The organism is Pseudomonas capsici, assembly GCF_017165765.1.
Taxonomy (GTDB): Bacteria; Pseudomonadota; Gammaproteobacteria; order Pseudomonadales; family Pseudomonadaceae; genus Aquipseudomonas; species Aquipseudomonas capsici.
Window position 1 is genome coordinate 121,834 of record NZ_JAFGZD010000014.1, and the last position, 18,619, is coordinate 140,452.

Here is an 18,619-nt window from a genome sequence, read left to right on the forward strand (position 1 = left end):
GCACCCTTCCTGCCACTCCCTCCTTTTACCGTCTGTCCGATGACCGGCACCTCAAGCTCTGGCCGATCACTGCCGATAACGGCATGACCACGCGCTTAAAAGACCTCATCCACTTGCCTTTATAGTAATTGCATTTAGCCATCATTTAGTTCGAAGATGTATCAAGCCCAGAGCTTTGCATCGCATCTGGCCAGACTGCTACAGGATAAAGTCTGCCGTCACTCATGGATCTCACTTCACAAACGGACTCCCATAGAAAGTAGCTGTCGGGAAAGACAAGATGAACAAGGCCCATCTGAAGGCTGAGCTTCTGCAATACACGTTAGGCTGTAACCTTGCAGGTCTCTGGGCCCAACTGATCGCCGCAGTCGGTGTAGTGTTGCTGGTCCAGACATCGGAAATCGACCGCGAATGTCACTGGATATGGCTCACAATCACCGTGATCACTCTGGGGTTGCGGTGGGCCTTGCATCGCTACCTGCTCAAGGTCGCCAGCACTCCAAAGGGTCAATCGATCGAATGGCTTGAGCGAGCCTGGCAGCTTCAGGGGACCGGTCTGTTTGCGACGGGTCTGCTGTGGTCGATCCTGATCCTGGGCGAATTCAATACCTACCCACCTGCTCAGCAGTATCTGATCACCATGGTGATATCGGCCATGGCAGGCGGTGCCAGCGGAATACTTGCGCCCATGCGCGTGATGGGCCCGGTGTATTTCGGACTCATGATGCTGCCTGTCTGCTACCAACTGGCCGTACAGACTCCGTCGCAGTGGATACTCAGCGTGATTGGCGTGGCGTTCTATGGCCTGATGCTTGTCGGGCATCGCAACAACTATGCACGGCTGCGCAACTCCATCGAACTGAAGCATGAAAACTCGGACCTGGTCGAACAGCTGACCCAGCGCACCGAGGAAGTGCTTGCCACCAATGCCGAGCTGGAAGAGCGTGTCGCCGACCGTACACGCTCCCTGCACAACCTGGCTCACCACGATCCGCTCACCGGCCTGCCGAACCGGCGCGGCCTGATGTACGACCTGAGCCCGCTGCCGGACTTCGCCCCCCGATTGCGCGCCGTCCTGTTTCTGGATCTGGACCACTTCAAGCAGATCAATGACGGGCTGGGACATGCCTGCGGCGACGAAATTCTTCAGGGCGTTGCGAGGCGCTTGAAATCCCTGATGCCCGACGGCTCTTCCATCGCCCGCTGGGGAGGCGATGAATTCATTGTAGTGACGCCGGCCTTACTCGATATCCGCACCCAGGCCTGGCAACTGGCTGAAAACCTCGGGGAAGCGCTGATCAAGAACTTCGAGGTCGCCTCTGCCTCCCTGCGCATCGGCGTCAGCATCGGCATTGCCATTCAGGGCGACGACGGCGACAACATTGAAACCCTGTTGCAGGCCGCCGACTTGGCCTCTGCCGAAGCCAAGCGCCAGGGCCGTGGCCGCATCGTGTTTTACGATCAGGAACTGGCGCGCATCCAGCGTCGCAAGCTGGATATCAACATCGCCCTGCGCCAGGCCGTGCATGATGAAAGCCTGTCTCTGGTATTCCAGCCCCTGATTTCGGCGAAAAGCGGCGAAGTGATGTGCATCGAAGCCTTGCTGCGCTGGAATCCTTCTCTGCTGGGCGCTGTAGGCCCACAGGAGTTCATTCCCATCGCCGAAGAGTCCGACCTGATCGTCGAGCTCGGTGCCTGGGTATTGCAGCAGGCCTGTCGCGCAGCCGTCACCTGGGAGAAAACCGGCACGGAACTGCCGTCGGTTGCCGTGAACGTTTCCATTCGCCAACTGGTGACGCCCGGCTTCACCCGTTTCGTCGCCCAGACGCTCGCGATAGAACGTCTGTCCCCTGCCCGCTTGATTGTGGAAGTCACCGAGTCGGTGTTTGACGAGGCCTGGAAGGATCGTATTCTCGAATCGCTGCATCACCTGAGAAAAATGGGGGTGCATATCCATATCGATGACTTCGGCACCGGCTACTCCTCGCTCTCCAGATTGCGTGAGCTGCCTATCGATGGCATCAAGATCGACCGCTCATTCGTCGCTCAACTGGATGACCGGGCCCTGGCCGTGGTGGAAAGTGCAGTGCTCATCGCCAAGCGCTTTTCGTTGAAGATCGTTGCCGAAGGGATCGAAACCCATACTCAGGCGCAATGTCTGCATGCCATGGGGGTGGACGAGTTCCAGGGTTATCTGCTGGGCAAACCGCAGCCCTGGGTGCAACTGCAAAGCGTGGCGCCGACCTGGATCAATGAGCCAGCAGTCGCCGTTTGACGGCCTGATGGATCTGCTCCCCAATGCAAAACACCTCAACCGCCGGACCTGGCGATTGAGGTGTCATTGTGCAACGCTGTCTTTGAGCCCGATCAGCCCAGCTGGAAACGCGCCGTATTGTTGCTCAAGGCACGACTGCCCTTGCTCAGGGTATCCGCCGCCTGATTGACGGCACGGGCACCATCGAGCAAACGACCTGCCGCCTGATCGACCTGTTGAATATTGTTGCTGACCTCATCGGCAGTCGACGCCTGCTCTTCGACGGCAGTCGAAATCTGCACCAGGGTATCGGTCACGCCTTGCACGGCAGAGGCGATTTCACCCAACCGCAACCCCAGTCCGGTCACCGACTGGGCATCGTTGACCGCCTGGCCACAGGCTGCTTCCATCAGGTTGACCGCCTGCGTCACGGTAGAGCGCAAGCTGTCCACAGTACCGGCGATTTCCGCCGTGGAAGCCTGGGTGCGCTGCGACAGGCTACGAACCTCATCGGCCACCACCGCAAACCCGCGCCCCTGCTCACCCGCCCGCGCCGCCTCGATGGCCGCGTTGAGCGCCAGCAGGTTGGTCTGTTCGGCAATACCACGAATCGCATCGACGACCGACTGGATCTGCTGACCCTGCTCACTGACACGTCCCAGAGCCGCGGCCGTATCGGTCAGGCGCTGATTGAGCTGCTGGATGCTGTCGGTGGTACGGCGGCTGTCACGACTGCTTTCTTCTGCAATCTTGCGGGTCTGGCGTGCACTGTCGGAAGCCTGCTCGCAGCTTCTGGCCACGCCCTGAGAGGTTGCCGCCAGCTCGGTGGCCGCGGCTGCAATCTGGCTGATCTGGTACTGCTGCTCTTCGACCTCGCTGAGCGTGCCATTGGACTGGGTATTGAGGGTCTGCACGGCATCACCCAGTTGCCGGGTTTCGTGATTGACGCCCAACAGGCTGGTACGCAACTGCACCACCGCAACGTTCAGCGCCTTGCTGATAGCCGCCAGTTCGTCACGCCCCTGAACCGAAACCTCGACGCACAGATTGCCGTCACGCAACGATTCGGCCAGCGTGGTAATGCCGCTGGCACTGCGGCGAATCGAAGATTGCAGGCAAACGAACAGATAGAGCGCCGCCAGCATCAATACGCCAAAGGCCACTGCCATCGGAATGAACTGCATGTTGGAGGTATCGCGGTAATACTCGAGCCGATCGTTCAGAGAAACCAGCGACTGCTTGCGCAACTGGGCCATTCCACCCAACAGGGCATCGATGCTGCGCTCGAACTCTGCAGGCTTGAGCTTGATGGTGCCACCGAATACCCCCTCATCCAGCACTTTCAGCTCGGCATCCAGCATCGCGGAAGTCGCCTTGTATTTTACAGCCCAGGGCTCCAGCTCCGGCGGCAGCTTGGACAGCAGCAGATTGCCCGCCTTGTGCATTTGGTCCTTGGCATCATCGATGCGGCTGCGCAGGTCACGCATCTGCAAACGACTTTGCAGACTGAACTGACCTGTGGCAACAGAGGTTTGACCGATACTGGCCATACGACCGATACGCTCGATCAGATCCGGCATCTGCTGAGTGGAAAGCTGCATCAGCATATAGGTTTCCAGCCAGGGATCGAGAATCAGGCCGCTGTCCATCGCAATCTGTTCACGCAGGGCCTGAGTCAGGCTCAGGGATGCCGTAAAGCGATCATAGCCATCGGGCCACCAGCCGACAGTGCGCAACGACGCCGAGTCCAGGCCCTTCACGGACGCCTGCAAGGCCCTGTAACGCTCCATGGCGTCGGCAGTCGCATCTTCCTGCGCCAATTTGGCACCTACGGCATCGAGTGCCTGGGAGACTTTCGGAACATTGGCATCAAGCCTGGCAACCGCAGCCTTGGCCTCGGGAGTGGGCTCACGAAGAATATCGGCGGCTTTCCAGCGCGCCGCGTTATCACGCTGGGCCGACAGCTCGAAATCCAGATCGTCGAGCACCAGCAACTGACGCACACCTGACTGTTCGCCCGAAATCACCGCAAGCTTGTTGCGATAATCCTGAGCAATCATCCATACACTGCCCACCAGAGGCAGCATGAACAACAAGAACAGGACCTGAAACTTGCGCGCGAAACCAAAATGCCCCATCAGGCGCATACCTGGTGATAAAAGCCCACTCATGTCCGCCATCCCCCTGTGACAGCCTGCAAAAACCGGGTAACCCCGTGCAGATGCCCATTTTCAAAAAAGCCAAATAGCAAAATGCCATGTTATTGATTTGATGACGATAGCCATCGCCACGCGTTTATCCGAAAAGCGAAGTCGTCCGTGTTTTCAAGGCACAAAAATGGATCTTGTTCAGTGCATTGCGCAGAACAAAGCAAGATCTGGACCGAGGCAGACTTTCTTGCATCAAAAGCCCATAAATGACGAAGAAAATTTATCGAATACGCATAAAGTGGACGACCTGCGTGGACAACATGGGCCTGGTGGTTCCCTTTGAGAAAAAACGCCCATCGCGCTGCCGAAAGAAACACCTTCCAGCATTCGGAAAACCGAACATCAGTCGCTCTAAGACGGCGTTCGTAGCGGCCTGAAAAATGAGTCGCGTAACATGTCACTGGAAGAAACAGTCGATACGAATGTCAGGAGACGCGCTCAAGCAACACGCCCCATCGAATAAAAGCCGACGAGCCAGGGCGCAAGACAAACAGCCCTACCCTCCAAAGCCCCTGCAAACCCGGCCTTTTCGGCAGATCCGAGCTAAGCGATTGATCAATCGCAATTATTTTTCACACCGACGCTTGACACATAACCGTTCTGCGCGAATAATGCGCGCCACTTGGCTACATAGCTCAGTTGGTTAGAGCATAGCATTCATAATGCTGGGGTCCGGGGTTCAAGTCCCTGTGTAGCCACCAAGTTCAACAAGAAGCCCGCCTCGTGCGGGCTTTCTTGTTTCTGGCGTCTGCTCTTCCGCTCGCCCAACGCCATACCCAAAGCTTTGCGACGGATTATCAAACCGCTCATGCACTGCTCTCGTCCTGGCATACCGGTGTGTGCTACTGACAAGCTCCCCCCCCTCAGCTCACCACTGGTCGGATAAGACCACCGCTCTAAACCGCACCTCTTCGCTTGTCATCAGACATCACTCAAGCATCCAGCCCATACAGACCGGGCCTATCGGGCCATTAGCAAGCCAGCATCGGCAGCGCCTCTTATAGACAAGAACAAAAAACAAGGCGTTATTGCAAATCGTTTGTATTTACATAAATGTGAAAAACTTGTTAAATCCGCGCCTTCAATGTTGCCCTTTGCCACGTCGAGCGTCCGGTGTGACGTGTTCTGCAAAGCCGATCTGTCTTCATGCCCCTTTAGGAATCACGAGATGCTTCGTCCCTTTATCCCCACGTTGACCGGTGTCCTGGCACTCGGCCTGTCGGCCTCTGCCTTGGCTGCTCCTGTCAGCTTGAATCTGCCATCTCAGTCCCTGTCGTCGTCTCTGACCCAATTGAGTCAGGTCAGTGGTATGCAAGTTAATTTCGATGCCCGCTCTGTCGCAGGCAAGCAGGCACCAGCGGTGCGTGGCAATCTGGAGCCGGCGCAAGCGCTGAATCAGTTGCTGGCTGGCAGCGGTCTCGGTGCAACCGTGCAGGGTAATTCTGCGCAGGTCTTCCAGCAGCAGGCCGCAGGTCCGGTGTCGCTGGGTAATGTGGATATCAATGCCGATACGAGCATTGCCGGGGCTGCCACCACCGAGGGCACCAACTCCTACACCACGGGCTCGATGAATACGGCGACCAAATTGCCCTTGTCGATCCGTGAAACGCCTCAGTCGGTCAGTGTCATGACGCGTCAACGCATGGATGACAAAGGCATGAGTGACGTCAACGATGTCGTCAAATACGCGCCGGGCGTGACGCTACGCAAGTTCGGCCAGGATCGTCAGCAATTCCTGGCCCGTGGTTTCACCATCGATAACCTGATGTACGACGGATTGCCGAGCAGCCTTGGCACCTTCACTCAGGACACCATTTCCGAAGCGGATCTGGCCATCTACGACCGCGTTGAAGTGGTGCGTGGCGCTACCGGTCTGATGACCGGTGCCGGCAACCCGTCGGCGACCCTGAACATGGTGCGCAAGCGCCCTACCGCGACACCGCAGCTCAGCATCACGACCAGCGCTGGCAGCTGGGACCGTTACCGCACTGAAGTCGATGCCTCCAACAAGCTCAACGAGTCCGGCACACTCCGTGGCCGTGCAGTGGCGGCGTATGAAGACAACAAGAGTTTTGTCGACGAGCGCAACAAACAGCGTCAGACCTTTTACGGGATTCTGGAAGCCGACCTGAGCGATTCGACCACCTGGAGCATCGGTGCCTCCAAGCAACGCGACGACGCAACTTCCGACTGGGGCAGCCTGCCGTCCGGTCCCAACGGCGAAAACCTGCATCTGTCTCGCTCGACCTTCCTGAGCAACGACTGGGCTTACTGGGATCGCGACAATGTCAGCCTGTTCACCGACCTGACTCACCGCTTCGACAACGGCTGGAACGCCAAACTGGCAGCGGCCAAGATCTGGGCCGAGTCCAATTCGTTTTCCAGCTACCTGAACTACGGCGGCAGCACTGGCTTTACCCAGTCGTCCGGTCAATATGACACTACCGATGATCAGACCAACCTCGACGGCTCCCTCTCCGGCCCGTTCCAGTTGTTCGGCCGCGAGCATGAGCTGACCATCGGTGCCAGCCGCCGTGAAGAGAAATTCGATCAGGTGGGTGGCTGGTGGCTGAACTCACCATCGGTGGATATCTATAACTTCAGCCACAGCGTGATCGCCAAACCTTCGAGGGCCGACCGCAACCCGTACCAGAACCGGTATACGGCGACTGAAGAGGCTTTCTATGCCGTCGCCCGCTTCAACCCGATCGATCCGCTGCACGTAATCATCGGCAGCCGCCTGAGCTGGTACGACTACGACGATCGCAGCGCCACCGGCGACTATAAGGTGACTCAGGAAGTCACGCCGTATGCAGGCGTCATCTATGACCTGAACGATACCTACTCGGTCTACGCCAGCTACACCGAAATCTTCAAGCCGCAGAACAACAAGGATGTCTCCGGCTCGGTGCTGGACCCGATGACGGGCAAAAGCTATGAAATCGGTCTGAAAGGTGAGTATTTCGACGGTGCACTGAATGCTTCGGTAGCCCTGTTCGACATGACCCAGGAAAAACGTGCCTACGAACTGGCAGACCAGCAGACGAGCTGCCCGACCTTTGCGGCCAACCAGACATGCTACGGCTCGGCCGGTGAAGTCCGCAGCCGCGGTATCGACACCGAAATCAGCGGTGCGCTGACCCCGAACTGGCAGTTCTCCGCAGCCTATACCTATGTGCTGAGCCAGTACGTCAAGGATGCAGTCGAGCGCAACGAAGGCCGCCTGTTCGCACCTGAGCAGCCCAAACACCTGTTCAAAGCCACGACCAGCTACAACCTGCAAGGCGACCTGAGCAAGTGGCGCGTCGGTGCTGACGTTCTTGCCCAGAGCGAAACCTTCAACCGTGTCGGCACCGGCTATGCGACTCAGAATGCCTACTCCGTCGTCGGCCTGATGGCGGGTTACAAGTTCGACGAGCACTGGGATGGCCGCGTCAACTTCAACAACGTGTTCGACACCAAATACTGGCAGGGCATTCCGACCGGTACCGGTAGCGGTGTCTACGGCGACCCACGCAACCTGATGTTCTCGCTGAAGTGGACGCTCTGATCCTCTGAAGCACTGCCCCCCCTGAAAAGCCGATGCCAGAGCTTCTGGCATCGGCTTTTTCATGCCCGTCATCCGGTATTGTTTTGAAACATTCTGCTCAGAATGCCTGGCGGCGCCTGGAGGAATTTTTCACACCGCCTGCGTTAACATTTCTGGTCGAAAATTCAGTCAGAGCCTGAAACCAGGATGTCCGTACCCCCCGCTGCACCGTCTTCAAACCTACCCGCCGTACTCGCTGGCCCTCTCTTGCGTCGTCAGGAAGCAAACCGTCTGGTGCTGTGGCTGACAGGGTCGCGGGCGCTTTCCATGACCTTGCGTCTGCAATTCACTGATGCCAACGGGGCGCAGGTCTGCACGGACTATCCGCTCGATGCCGGGCAATGCAAGATCATCGCCGTAGGTCGTCATGCCTTTGTGCACCTGATAGACATAAAGCTGGATACCGATCTGCCCCGGGACATCCTGATCGGTTACGACCTGCTGATCGACGACGAGCAGCACAGCAGCATCGCCGACTGGGCACCTCATCTGCTCTACGCCGAAGCAGGCAGCCCGAACTTTGTGGTGCGCAGCAAGATCGACCATATGCTCCACGGCTCATGCCGCAAACCGCATCACCCTGCGGCTGACGGCCTGTTGTGTGTCGACCGCCTGCTGGCCGATACAAAAGACCCGCAGAAGCGCCCTGCCCTGCTGATGATGAGCGGCGATCAGGTTTACGCCGACGATGTTGCCGGCCCGATGCTGCGTGCGATTCATGCCTTGATCGAACGCCTTGGCCTGTTCGGGGAGCGGCTTGAAGGTGCTGTGATTGATGACAGCGTCGACCTCTACCGGCACCCGGCCAGCTATTACCAGCGCGCCGATCTGCTGCCGGCACTCAAGAGCAACGAAACGCTGCGCGAGCGGTTCTTCGGCGGTGTCAGCAAACCCGTGTTCACCAGCAGTTCGGCGGATAACCATCTGGTCACGATGGCGGAAGTCATGGCGATGTATCTGCTGGTCTGGTCGCCGACACCCTGGACACTCATCGAACCGGACATGCCGAAGCTCGATGCCGAACAGTGCGAGCGCTACGCCAGAGAGCAGCACCTGATCGACGACTTCAAAAACGGCCTGGGTGGTGTGGCACGGGCCATGGCGCATCTGCCGTGCATGATGATTTTCGATGACCACGACATTACCGATGACTGGAACCTGTCGGCCAACTGGGAAGAAAGCGCCTACGGCCATCCATTCTCCAAACGCATCATCGGCAACGCGCTGCTCGCCTATCTGCTGTGCCAGGGCTGGGGCAACAATCCCGATGCGCTTGATGAGCTCATCCAGCAGGTCGAGGCTTTGAGTACAGAGGCCAGGGACCATGACAACCGCTGGGTCAGCAAGACTCAGGACGCCGTGATCGACAGACTGCTGCACTTCCAGCAATGGCATTACGTTCTACCCACCAGCCCGGCACTGGTGGTGCTCGATACCCGGACCCGGCGCTGGCGCAGCGAGTCAAACTTCAATCAGCCTTCGGGCCTGCTGGACTGGGAAGCACTCAGCGAACTGCAGCAGGAATTGCTCGACCACAAGGCCGCGATCATCGTGTCGCCAGCCCCCGTGTTCGGGGTCAAGCTGATCGAGGCCATCCAGCGGGTGTTCAGCTGGTTCGGTTACCCGTTGCTGGTGGATGCGGAGAACTGGATGGCGCATCGAGGAGCTGCGCAGGTCATTCTCAATATCTTTGGTCATTCCAGGACGCCGGGGAACTACGTCATTCTTTCGGGAGACGTGCATTATTCGTTCGTCTACGAAATCCTCATTCGCAAGCGCAGCGGCGGGCCACGCATCTGGCAGATCACCAGCAGCGGCATCAAGAACGAGTTTCCCCGCCGTCTGCTCGATACCTTCGATCGCCTGAACCGCTGGCTCTACTCGCCGCGCTCGCCACTCAACTGGTTCACCAAACGTCGACGCATGAAAGTCATTCCGCGCACACCGCAGCACAGCAAGGCCGGTGAGCGGTTATGGAATTCGGCAGGCATCGGCCAGGTCTTCTTCAACGAGCGGGGCGAACCGATCCTTATCCATCAGCTCAACGCCGATGGCTCTGCCCCCACCTGCTTCGTCGAGCCCGAAGAATACAAGGACGAGCGGTCCTCGCCGGACAGCAGTTTTCTGGAAAACGACCGCAAAACGAGCGATAGTCACCGCTGAACCTTATCGGCGATTGCCGGGTCGATAGTAGCTAACCCGTTTGTGTGAAAACTACTGCACCCGGTGCTGCTGCGTTTTCACATAATCTGAAGGTCATCTTTGTAACACTGACACGCATTACTTTCTGGAGAGCGTCCCGTGATAACCAATCAACGCATAGCCAGGCTTAACGCATGGGGTGCTCACGGCTTTACCGCCACAGGCGTAGTCCTTGCGTTTCTGGCAACCATTGCCCTGTTCAATAATGAACCCAAAGCCTGCCTGCTCTGGCTGGGCGTCGCCCTGATCGTGGACGGCGTCGACGGCTCACTGGCGCGCAAGGTCAACACTCACTCGGTACTGCCGCACTTCGACGGCTCGGCACTGGATCTGGTGATCGACTACCTGACCTACGTCTTCATCCCGGCCCTGTTCATCTACCGCTATATCCCGCTGCCGGAATTCACTCTGCTGTTAAGCATATCGATCATTCTGGTTTCGTCGCTGTTCTGCTTCTGCAACGTGGACATGAAAAGCAAGGACAACTATTTCCAGGGCTTCCCGGCTGCCTGGAACGTGGTTGCCCTGAGCATGTATATCCTGTCACCCGCGCCCTGGATGACCTTTGTCACCATCGTGGCCCTGGCACTGCTGACCCTGACCCGGATGAAATTCCTGCACCCGTTTCGGGTTCGCAAGTTCATGCCGATCAATATCGCGGTCACCACGGTCTGGTTGCTGTGCAGCGCCTCGCTGATCATCAACCACCCACACAATGGCCCGTTGGTGCTGGGGCTATGGTTTGCAATGTCCGCGTACTTCCTGGGAATCTGTATCTGGAGAACATCTCTGGAATGGCTGGGCAGGCTCAAGGCCTGAAATCCAGAGGAAGGAAATGCAGGGGCTGTTGATGTTTCAACAGCCCCGATCAGCTCAACACTTGCTGTCGGCCGACAGCGCAGCAGCGGAATCCTGCTTGCTGAACAGATAAGTGCTCACGCAGCACAGCAGTAACCCGCCCACGGCCACCAGGCCACCGACGATCCCCACATTTGCGACGCCCAGCTGACTGCTCACCACACTGCCCAGCAAGGCACCGCCGCCGATCCCGATATTGAAGATGCCCGAGAAAAGCGACATCGCCACGTCTGTAGCATCCGGTGCCAGGCTCAGGACCCGGGCCTGCAACAGCAGCCCGAAACACATCATGGCCATGCCCCACACGACACTCAATGAACCGAGGGCAGCCGCCTGACTCGAAAACGGCAACAGCATCAGCAGGCACAGCGCAACCAGAGTGATGGCGGCAATCAGCAGGCCATTGGGGAAGCGGCTGCTGAACAGACTGAAGACGATGGAGCCGATAATCCCCGCGCCGCCAGCCAGCAGCAGCAACAAGGTCGTCATCTCGCCGCTCAGGTGCGCCACGGTCTGGGCGAAGGGCTCGATGTAGCTGTAAGCGGTGAAGTGCGCAGTGACGACGGTAGCGGTCAATGCATAGACCGCCACAAGCCTTGGACGCTTGAACAGAATCGGCAGGCTTCTGAGCGAACCGGAGTTCTGGCTTGGCAGCAGCGGCAGCGTGCGACTCAGCAGCAATACGGTCAGCGCGGAGATCCCGGCAATCCCCATGAAGGTCGTGCGCCAGCCCAGCGCCTCGCCCAGCACGCGGCCCAGCGGAATGCCCAGCACCATGGCCAGCGAAGTGCCCGTTGCCAGCAAGCCCAATGCCTGAACCTGCTTGCCCGGTGGCGCAATGCGCACGGCCAGCGATGCGGTGATCGACCAGAAAATCGCGTGGGCAAAGGCAATGCCGACGCGGCTGATCAGCAACACACCAAAGCTTGAAGCCGTGGCCGAGAGAATGTGGCTCACGACAAACAGCATGAAGATGCAGATCAGCAACTTGCGCCGCTCGATGTTGCGGGTGATCAGCATCATCGGCAGGGACATCAGCGAAACGACCCAGGCATAGATCGTCAGCATCAGGCCGACCTGCGCCGTGGTCATGTCGAAGCTTTCGCCAATATTGCTCAACAGGCCAATAGGCACGAATTCGGTCGTATTGAAAATGAAGGCAGCCAGCGCCAGGGCAATCACGCCAAGCCAGCTACCGGTACGAACCTCTGGAGGGGTATTCATCAAGAATCTGCAACGCTCAAAGGAGTAGCCGTTCGCCATGCATAAGCAGCATGACACCTGTACAGCAAGATCAGGCCAGCCCCCTTCGGCAACAAACGCGAAAACGCCCCCGCTCGTGAATGCATGAACGAGCGCAGCGTGCGATGTGGATTATTGTGGGTATGGGGGGATACAACCAGATAAGGCGAATTCTACGTCTGGATTGCATGGATCACAACACGTGAGCCTGTGCGGTGACGGCCGGTAGCTGTTCAGCCTGCCAGCTTTCGTTGCGGGCGCTCGGCAAGCCAGGCCACCGCACACAAGGCCAGCCCGGCACCGTTCAGGGAAACGGGATTGAACGCCTGGGCAAGAAAGTGAGGGCTGACAAGAGCTACATCGATCAGCAGTCCGGCAAGCACGACCGCACTGAGCATCAATGAAGTTCGCTTGAAATACCCCGAGATCAGGCAGATCGCCAGCCCGATCTCCGCCGCACCGCTCAACCAGGCCACCCGGCTCGCATCGGCAAAACCGTGGGCCTGGATCATCTCCAGTTCACCCGGGCTGAGCCACAGGATCTTCGGCACCAGCCCATGGTAGAAAAACATCAGCGCCAGCCCGGCACGGGCTACCCAGGCAATGCGTTGCAACTCACTCATGGGCCACTGCCTTGAGAAACCGCTGCTCATGGTCGGCCGTCGGCAACAGGCAACTGTCGTAACGTCCAAACAGGCGATAGCGATTCAAAGCAATGCGATCGTACCCCCAGTCGCGCAAGGGACGCGGGACGATGCGTAACGCGATCAGCCAGAACCACGGCGCAGGCATCCGTCGCATGACATACAGAAAGGCATCGGAGCGCAGCAACAGGCGATCATTGACGATCACCGCCATGGTGTCGAACTGATCGACCGGCAAACCCGCCCACTTCAGCAACGCCTGCCCTTCGACGGACTGCACGGCAGCCAGACGGATACGTCGGGAAGTGTCGTAGCGAATGAGAAACTTCGCCCAGCCATTGCACAGCTTGCATACGCCATCGAATAACACGACGCACTCATCTGGCTGCAAGTAAGGCGCAGGGGTTGAAGGCATGTGGCTCTCTCCTTGAAGAGCCGTCACTTTACCGCAGCACGGCAAAATGAACCTGAAAACAACAACGCCTCGCGGTCGGGAAGCGACCGGCGAGGCGTTCAGGTCAGCGGTACCGCAGCAGGTTCAAACCTTGCGCACGAACTCGGACTTCAGTTTCATGGCACCGATGCCGTCGATCTTGCAGTCGATGTCGTGATCGCCGTCCACCAGGCGGATGTTCTTGACCTTGGTGCCGACCTTGACCACCAGCGAAGAACCCTTGACCTTCAGGTCCTTGATCACGGTGATGGTGTCGCCGTCCTGCAGCACGTTGCCGGTGGAGTCCTTGATGACTTTCACATCTTCGGACTCTGCGCTGCTGCCGTCAGCAGACCACTCATGGGCGCATTCCGGGCAGACCAGCAGGGTGCCGTCTTCGTAGGTGTACTCGGAATTGCATTTCGGGCAGGACGGTAAGCTCACAGTGTTTCTCACATCGAAGGTGGGTAAAAACCATGGATTATAAAGGGTTTTTACCCTTTCAGGGGGATAGCCATCTGCAAGCCTGTCGAACGTCGTTACAGAGAATGCTTTACTTGTAGAAGTTTCTTCAGGATTTCATCGATGACATACGCCGGTTTCGCCCCCTTCCAGGACCTCGCCAGATTACTGATCCCGCACACTCAGGCGAAGAGGTTCGATGGTTCACACGATATCTCTCACTTGTTGCGGGTCTGGAAGAACGTCTGCGCCATTCGCGATCATGAGGGCGGGGATCAGGAAATCCTGCTGGCGGCGACCTTGCTGCATGACTGTGTCTCGGTCGAAAAGGACTCCCCATTCCGCGCCAGCGCCTCTCGACTGGCAGCCGCCAAGGCCACGGATCTGCTGACCGAAACAGGTTGGGACGAGACACGAATCGCCGCCGTTGCCCATGCCATCGAAGCCCATAGTTTTTCGGCAGCCATCACACCTGTAACGCTCGAAGCCAGAATCCTGCAGGACGCCGACCGGCTCGACGCCATGGGCATGGTGGGCGTGGCCCGCGTGTTCTATGTGTCCGGGCGGATGGGCGGCTTTCTCTATGACTCGCAGGACCCTCAGGCTAGCGGGAGGCCCTATGACGACAAGCATTTTGCTGTCGATCACTTCCACACCAAACTGCTGCATCTGGCCGATGGCTTCCAGACCCGCACCGGCGCGCAAATGGCGCAAGTCAGGCACGCGCGGTTGAAGCGCTTTCTGGATGAATTGATGGAAGAAATAGGCGCTCCCGAACACATCGCAGATTCTTGACGTCAGAATTACCTCACACCAATCGATGTCATAAAGACATCACACAACTGCCTTATAAACGGCTCTCCGAAATGCCGCCTATAGGGGTTGTCCGCCGTGAAAAGATTCCTGCCTCGTTTTTTGCGCAAGCAATCCGGAACGACGGTATTGCGCCGCTTCAGGATCACTCCGCGCCTGGTGCTGTGTTTCGGCATCACCTCGTTGCTGATGGTTGCGCTGGGAGCTTTCTGCCTGTTTCAGATGCAGGATATTCGCAAGCAGGGCGAAGCCGTTGAAAGCGGTGCCCTGCCCAGTATCGCGATGGCCGATGGCATTGCGATCAACCTGGTGAAACTGCGCAGCGAAACCACACGCCTGATTGCCAATGCCGATGATCCCGGTGCGGTGATCAACAGCAAGATCAATGTCGAACAACTCAGGAATGAAGTCGAAAAAGGTTTCACCGACTATCTGGCCCGTATTCCTGCTGGCACCGAGCATGATTCGATCATCGCCCTGCAGGAAGCCTATAACGCCTTCATGCCCGGCCTGCAGGACGAGATCAGCCTGATCGAGCAACGCAAGCTGGACGAGGCGCGGATGCTTTCCAACACCATGCTGTCCTTGCAGGGCGACCTGATGGACATGCAGGTGCAACTGCTGCGCGAACTCAACAAGCAAAGTGCGGCAACGGCCGTCGAAGCGGCCGGCACCAGCTACAACCAGACCCGCATCATCGCCCTGAGCGCAATCGCACTGGCCTTGGCATTGACCCTTCTGCTGGCCTGGCGTTTGAGCGTGAGCATCATTCATCCGGTGCGTCATGCGCTGCACATAGCCAATACCATCGCCGAGGGCGATCTGACCGAGCAGACCATCCCCCAGGGCAAGGACGAACCCGCGCAATTGCTCATGATGCTCGGACGCATGCGCAGTAACCTGCATGGCACCATCGACCAGATTTATGCCGCAGCCACCCAGCTCTCCCAATCGGTGCAGGAAATGGGCACCATCGCCGAAGCCAGCGCGCTCAACCTGCAGATGCAAAACAATGAAATCGAACAGGCCGCCGTCGCCGTAAACCAGATGAGCCAGGCAGCGGTAGAAGTGGCGGGCAATGCCAGCAATACCGTGACCGAATCGGAAGCCTCCAACCTGGCGGCAGCACAAGGTCGGGATCGATTGTCGGCCACCATCAGTTCGATCAAGGAGTTGACCAGCAATGTGCTGGACTCGTCCCATCAGGCAGAAGGGCTGGCCGAACGGACCCAGAACATCAGCAGCATTCTCGATGTGATTCGCGCCATCGCCAACCAGACCAACCTGCTGGCGCTCAACGCGGCCATCGAAGCGGCAAGGGCCGGTGAAGCGGGTCGTGGATTTGCGGTCGTCGCCGATGAGGTGCGCTCTCTGGCGCAACGCACCAGCGCCTCGACAACGGAAATCGAAGGATTGATCAACGGCGTCCAGCAAAGCACTCAGGAAACCGCAAACGCCCTGCGCCACACCGCAACCCAGGCCAACCAGACCCTGGAACAGGCAGCCGCAACGGGTGAAGCCCTGACGGTGATCATCAGTTCGACCACGACCATCAACGACCGCAACCTGATGATCGCCAGCGCCGCCGAACAACAGGCCCAGGTGGCCGGTGAAGTGGATCGCAACCTGAGCAGCATTCGCGACCTTTCCAGCCAGACCGCTTCAGGCGCACAGCAGACCACCGTAGCCAGCAACGCATTGTCGATGCTGGCCACGGATCTGAACATGATGGTGCAGAAGTTTGTGCTCTGAGAGCACACCCCTCGCAGCGAATTCATTCGCGAATGAATTCGCTGCGGCGGCAGGTCTTACAGCGGACGCAGGCGATACTGCGGTGGCAATTGCTCAGGGCCACTGATGGTCGTGTCCAGGCTTTTCCAGCGGCCATCCTTGATGCCGTAGATGCAGCCATGCACCGACAGGCTCTGACCACGATGCCAGGCGTTCTGAACGATGCTGGTATGGCCGACGTTGGCCACCTGCTGAATCACGTTGAGTTCGCACAGGCGATCAACCCGCTCTTCCTCGGTCGGCAGTTTCGCCAACTCTTCACGCTTTTCGTAATACAGGTCGCGAATCGTGCGCAGCCAGCCATCGATCAGGCCGAACTGACGGTCCTGCATCGAAGCGCGCACACCACCGCAACCATAATGCCCGGTCACGAGGATGTGTTTGACCTTCAGTACATCAACGGCGTACTGAATGACTGACAGGCAGTTCAGGTCGGTGTGCAGCACAACGTTGGCCACGTTGCGGTGTACGAACAGATCGCCAGGCAACATGCCTACGATCTCGTTGGCGGGAACGCGTGCATCCGAGCAGCCGATCCAGAGGTATTCCGGGGTTTGCTGGCGAGCCAGCTTGGCGAAGAACTCAGGGTCTTCCTGTTTGATCGCATCGGCCCAACGTTCGTTGTTATCAATCAGGTCTTGTAGATCGTTCATGCTATGACGCCTCGATAATGATGCCCAGCTTTGACTCGCGTCCCACACGCCAAGTCACGCCAAGGTGCCACTACTTGCGAGTATTTGCGCCGTTGGCGACTACTCCAGCAGCGTACAGGCCATCACGACTGCATCCTCGCGTCCTCCGACAGCCGGGTAGTAATCCCGACGCCGACCGATCTCGTTGAAACCATAGTTTTCATACAAGCGGTAAGCGGCCCGATTGCTGTCGCGCAGTTCCAGGAAACATTCACGACCATTGAGCTGGTAGGCACGCTTCATCAGGTGATCCAGCAGGCGCAGCCCCAGACCACGGCCCTGGCTTTCCGGCTTGATGGTGATGTTGAGCAGATGCGCCTCGTCGATGATGACCTGGATGACACCATGCCCTACCTGCTGCGCGCCCTCGAACATCAGCCAGATGTCATAGGATTTCAGACCTTCGAGAAATATGCCTCGCGTCCAGGGATGACTGAAAGCGGCGTATTCGATCTTCAAGACCGCATCCAGATCGGCCTCGGTCATCGGGCGAAAGGTTATTGCATCACTCATCTATGGATTTCCAGCGCGCCATCAGCCGACGCATGGCTTGCCAGACGTCTGCCTTGCGATGAGGCTCGTCCATCAGTAATTCCAGGCCTGGCAGCGCCCAGGCGACACCCAGGCCTTCGACCTGCAGTTCACGATTGAAAGCTTCGACATCGGCCTCACCGGCAAAGCGCACGGCGGGCTGGCCAATCAGCCACAGACAGGCACAAGGCTCGTCTTCCAGGCGAGCGGCGACAAACCCCTGCACGAAATCACGCGCCGCGTCAGGCCCCTGATCCATGTTGCCGCGCACCAGAAGCGGCCAGCGCACAGGCTCGCCAATGATCTGCGGGCTGTCGGGCAAACCGGCAGCGCGCAGCATGTCCTTGAGCAGCAGATAGGCAGGGTCGCGGCTCTGGAAGGGCTGCCCGGTAGGCAATTCGACCAGCAGCATGCAGCGCCCGGCCCGCAGCAATTGCAGGGAGAAACGCGGTGGCGGCACGACAACGGCCTTGACCGTAGGCGCAGCCTCGGCCTCTTCGGCCGCAGCCACTGGAGCGCTCTTGCTGGCGGAGGATGGCCGAGGTACTTCGATCTTCGGCCGCTCGGCCTGGCGCGTAACCGGCGCGGTAGCGGATGCCACCGGAGATGGAGTCGCAACCGAAGATTCAGGCACGACAGGCGCAACGCTTTCGACCTCGACCGGCAACGGCGCAAGCAGCTCCGGACGCGACGGAGCAGCGAAAGGCAGTTCTGTGCGCGGCAGCCAGCTGACCACCTGCATGGAGGTCAGATAGGCGCGGCGACGGGACTCGTTGAGCAAAGGTCAGCCACCTGTGGATAAGTTAAGCGCGCAATTCTAGCGCTGTTCGCAGTTTCGCGCCGCAGTTGATCGCCGGGAGATGAAATCTTGGGTGGCTGATGCAGTACAATCGCTGTT

14 protein-coding genes, 1 tRNA gene and 1 pseudogene are annotated in these 18,619 nt (G+C 58.5%); 8 read left to right on the forward strand and 8 right to left on the reverse strand.

Going from position 1 to position 18,619, the window contains the following annotated elements; translation table 11 throughout:
• The first annotated feature begins 280 nt into the window (after positions 1 to 280).
• Positions 281 to 2,275: a putative bifunctional diguanylate cyclase/phosphodiesterase gene (locus tag JSY17_RS18040; protein WP_117182235.1), complete on the forward strand. Its 1,995-nt coding sequence runs from the start codon at positions 281 to 283 to the stop codon at positions 2,273 to 2,275.
• A gap of 92 nt (positions 2,276 to 2,367) precedes the next feature.
• On the opposite strand, the gene JSY17_RS18045 is transcribed toward JSY17_RS18040, so the two are convergent.
• Entirely contained in the window at positions 2,368 to 4,425 is a 2,058-nt protein-coding gene (locus JSY17_RS18045; protein WP_200980654.1) for a methyl-accepting chemotaxis protein, read from the reverse strand.
• A gap of 663 nt (positions 4,426 to 5,088) precedes the next feature.
• Between JSY17_RS18045 and JSY17_RS18050 the strand changes: the two genes are divergently transcribed.
• From JSY17_RS18050 to pcsA, 4 genes are all read left to right on the forward strand, one after another.
• A tRNA-Met gene (locus tag JSY17_RS18050) sits at positions 5,089 to 5,165 on the forward strand.
• A 467-nt stretch (positions 5,166 to 5,632) separates the two neighbouring features.
• A complete protein-coding gene (locus JSY17_RS18055) occupies positions 5,633 to 8,014 on the forward strand; it encodes a TonB-dependent siderophore receptor (protein ID WP_206402584.1) in 2,382 nt (793 codons plus the stop codon).
• Between the two features lie 186 nt (positions 8,015 to 8,200).
• A complete protein-coding gene (locus JSY17_RS18060) occupies positions 8,201 to 10,216 on the forward strand; it encodes a metallophosphoesterase family protein (protein ID WP_206402586.1) in 2,016 nt (671 codons plus the stop codon).
• Positions 10,217 to 10,354: 138 nt separating this feature from the next.
• Entirely contained in the window at positions 10,355 to 11,074 is a 720-nt protein-coding gene (gene pcsA / locus JSY17_RS18065) for a phosphatidylcholine synthase (RefSeq protein WP_206402588.1), read from the forward strand.
• A gap of 54 nt (positions 11,075 to 11,128) precedes the next feature.
• Here pcsA and JSY17_RS18070 read toward each other — a convergent pair whose 3' ends face one another.
• The 4 genes from JSY17_RS18070 to JSY17_RS18085 all read right to left on the reverse strand — a co-directional run bounded on the left by JSY17_RS18070 (position 11,129) and on the right by JSY17_RS18085 (position 13,876).
• Positions 11,129 to 12,337, reverse strand: a complete 1,209-nt coding sequence (locus JSY17_RS18070; protein WP_117166927.1) for a sugar transporter — start codon at positions 12,335 to 12,337, stop codon at positions 11,129 to 11,131.
• 251 nt (positions 12,338 to 12,588) lie between these two features.
• Positions 12,589 to 12,978 (reverse strand): DoxX-like family protein, encoded by a 390-nt coding sequence (locus JSY17_RS18075; RefSeq protein ID WP_206402590.1) that lies wholly within the window; start codon positions 12,976 to 12,978, stop codon positions 12,589 to 12,591.
• On the reverse strand, positions 12,971 to 13,414 hold the full coding sequence (locus JSY17_RS18080) for a thiol-disulfide oxidoreductase DCC family protein (RefSeq protein ID WP_117182228.1): 444 nt from the start codon (positions 13,412 to 13,414) through the stop codon (positions 12,971 to 12,973). The genes JSY17_RS18075 and JSY17_RS18080 overlap by 8 nt, the downstream gene beginning before the upstream one ends.
• 123 nt (positions 13,415 to 13,537) lie before the next feature.
• A complete protein-coding gene (locus tag JSY17_RS18085; RefSeq protein ID WP_117186875.1) occupies positions 13,538 to 13,876 on the reverse strand; it encodes a zinc ribbon domain-containing protein YjdM in 339 nt (112 codons plus the stop codon).
• Positions 13,877 to 14,017: 141 nt separating this feature from the next.
• On the opposite strand from JSY17_RS18085, the gene JSY17_RS18090 reads away from it, so the two are divergent.
• The 3 genes and pseudogenes from JSY17_RS18090 (at position 14,018) to JSY17_RS26100 (ending at position 16,459) form a co-directional block, all read left to right on the forward strand.
• Positions 14,018 to 14,689 (forward strand): HD domain-containing protein, encoded by a 672-nt coding sequence (locus JSY17_RS18090; RefSeq protein WP_117182225.1) that lies wholly within the window; start codon positions 14,018 to 14,020, stop codon positions 14,687 to 14,689.
• 96 nt (positions 14,690 to 14,785) lie between these two features.
• Positions 14,786 to 15,370: pseudogene (locus tag JSY17_RS26095) on the forward strand (MCP four helix bundle domain-containing protein); the annotation flags it as partial.
• 384 nt (positions 15,371 to 15,754) lie between these two features.
• Positions 15,755 to 16,459 (forward strand): methyl-accepting chemotaxis protein, encoded by a 705-nt coding sequence (locus tag JSY17_RS26100; RefSeq protein WP_404823411.1) that lies wholly within the window; start codon positions 15,755 to 15,757, stop codon positions 16,457 to 16,459.
• A 56-nt stretch (positions 16,460 to 16,515) separates the two neighbouring features.
• Here JSY17_RS26100 and can read toward each other — a convergent pair whose 3' ends face one another.
• The 3 genes from can to JSY17_RS18110 all read right to left on the reverse strand — a co-directional run bounded on the left by can (position 16,516) and on the right by JSY17_RS18110 (position 18,502).
• Positions 16,516 to 17,151 carry a carbonate dehydratase gene (gene can, locus JSY17_RS18100; RefSeq protein WP_117166921.1) on the reverse strand — a complete coding sequence of 212 codons (636 nt, stop codon included), beginning with the start codon at positions 17,149 to 17,151 and terminating at the stop codon, positions 16,516 to 16,518.
• 99 nt (positions 17,152 to 17,250) lie between these two features.
• Positions 17,251 to 17,703: a ribosomal protein S18-alanine N-acetyltransferase gene (gene rimI, locus JSY17_RS18105; protein ID WP_117166920.1), complete on the reverse strand. Its 453-nt coding sequence runs from the start codon at positions 17,701 to 17,703 to the stop codon at positions 17,251 to 17,253.
• Positions 17,696 to 18,502: an energy transducer TonB gene (locus tag JSY17_RS18110; protein ID WP_122372633.1), complete on the reverse strand. Its 807-nt coding sequence runs from the start codon at positions 18,500 to 18,502 to the stop codon at positions 17,696 to 17,698. The genes rimI and JSY17_RS18110 overlap by 8 nt, the downstream gene beginning before the upstream one ends.
• Positions 18,503 to 18,619 lie beyond the last annotated feature (117 nt).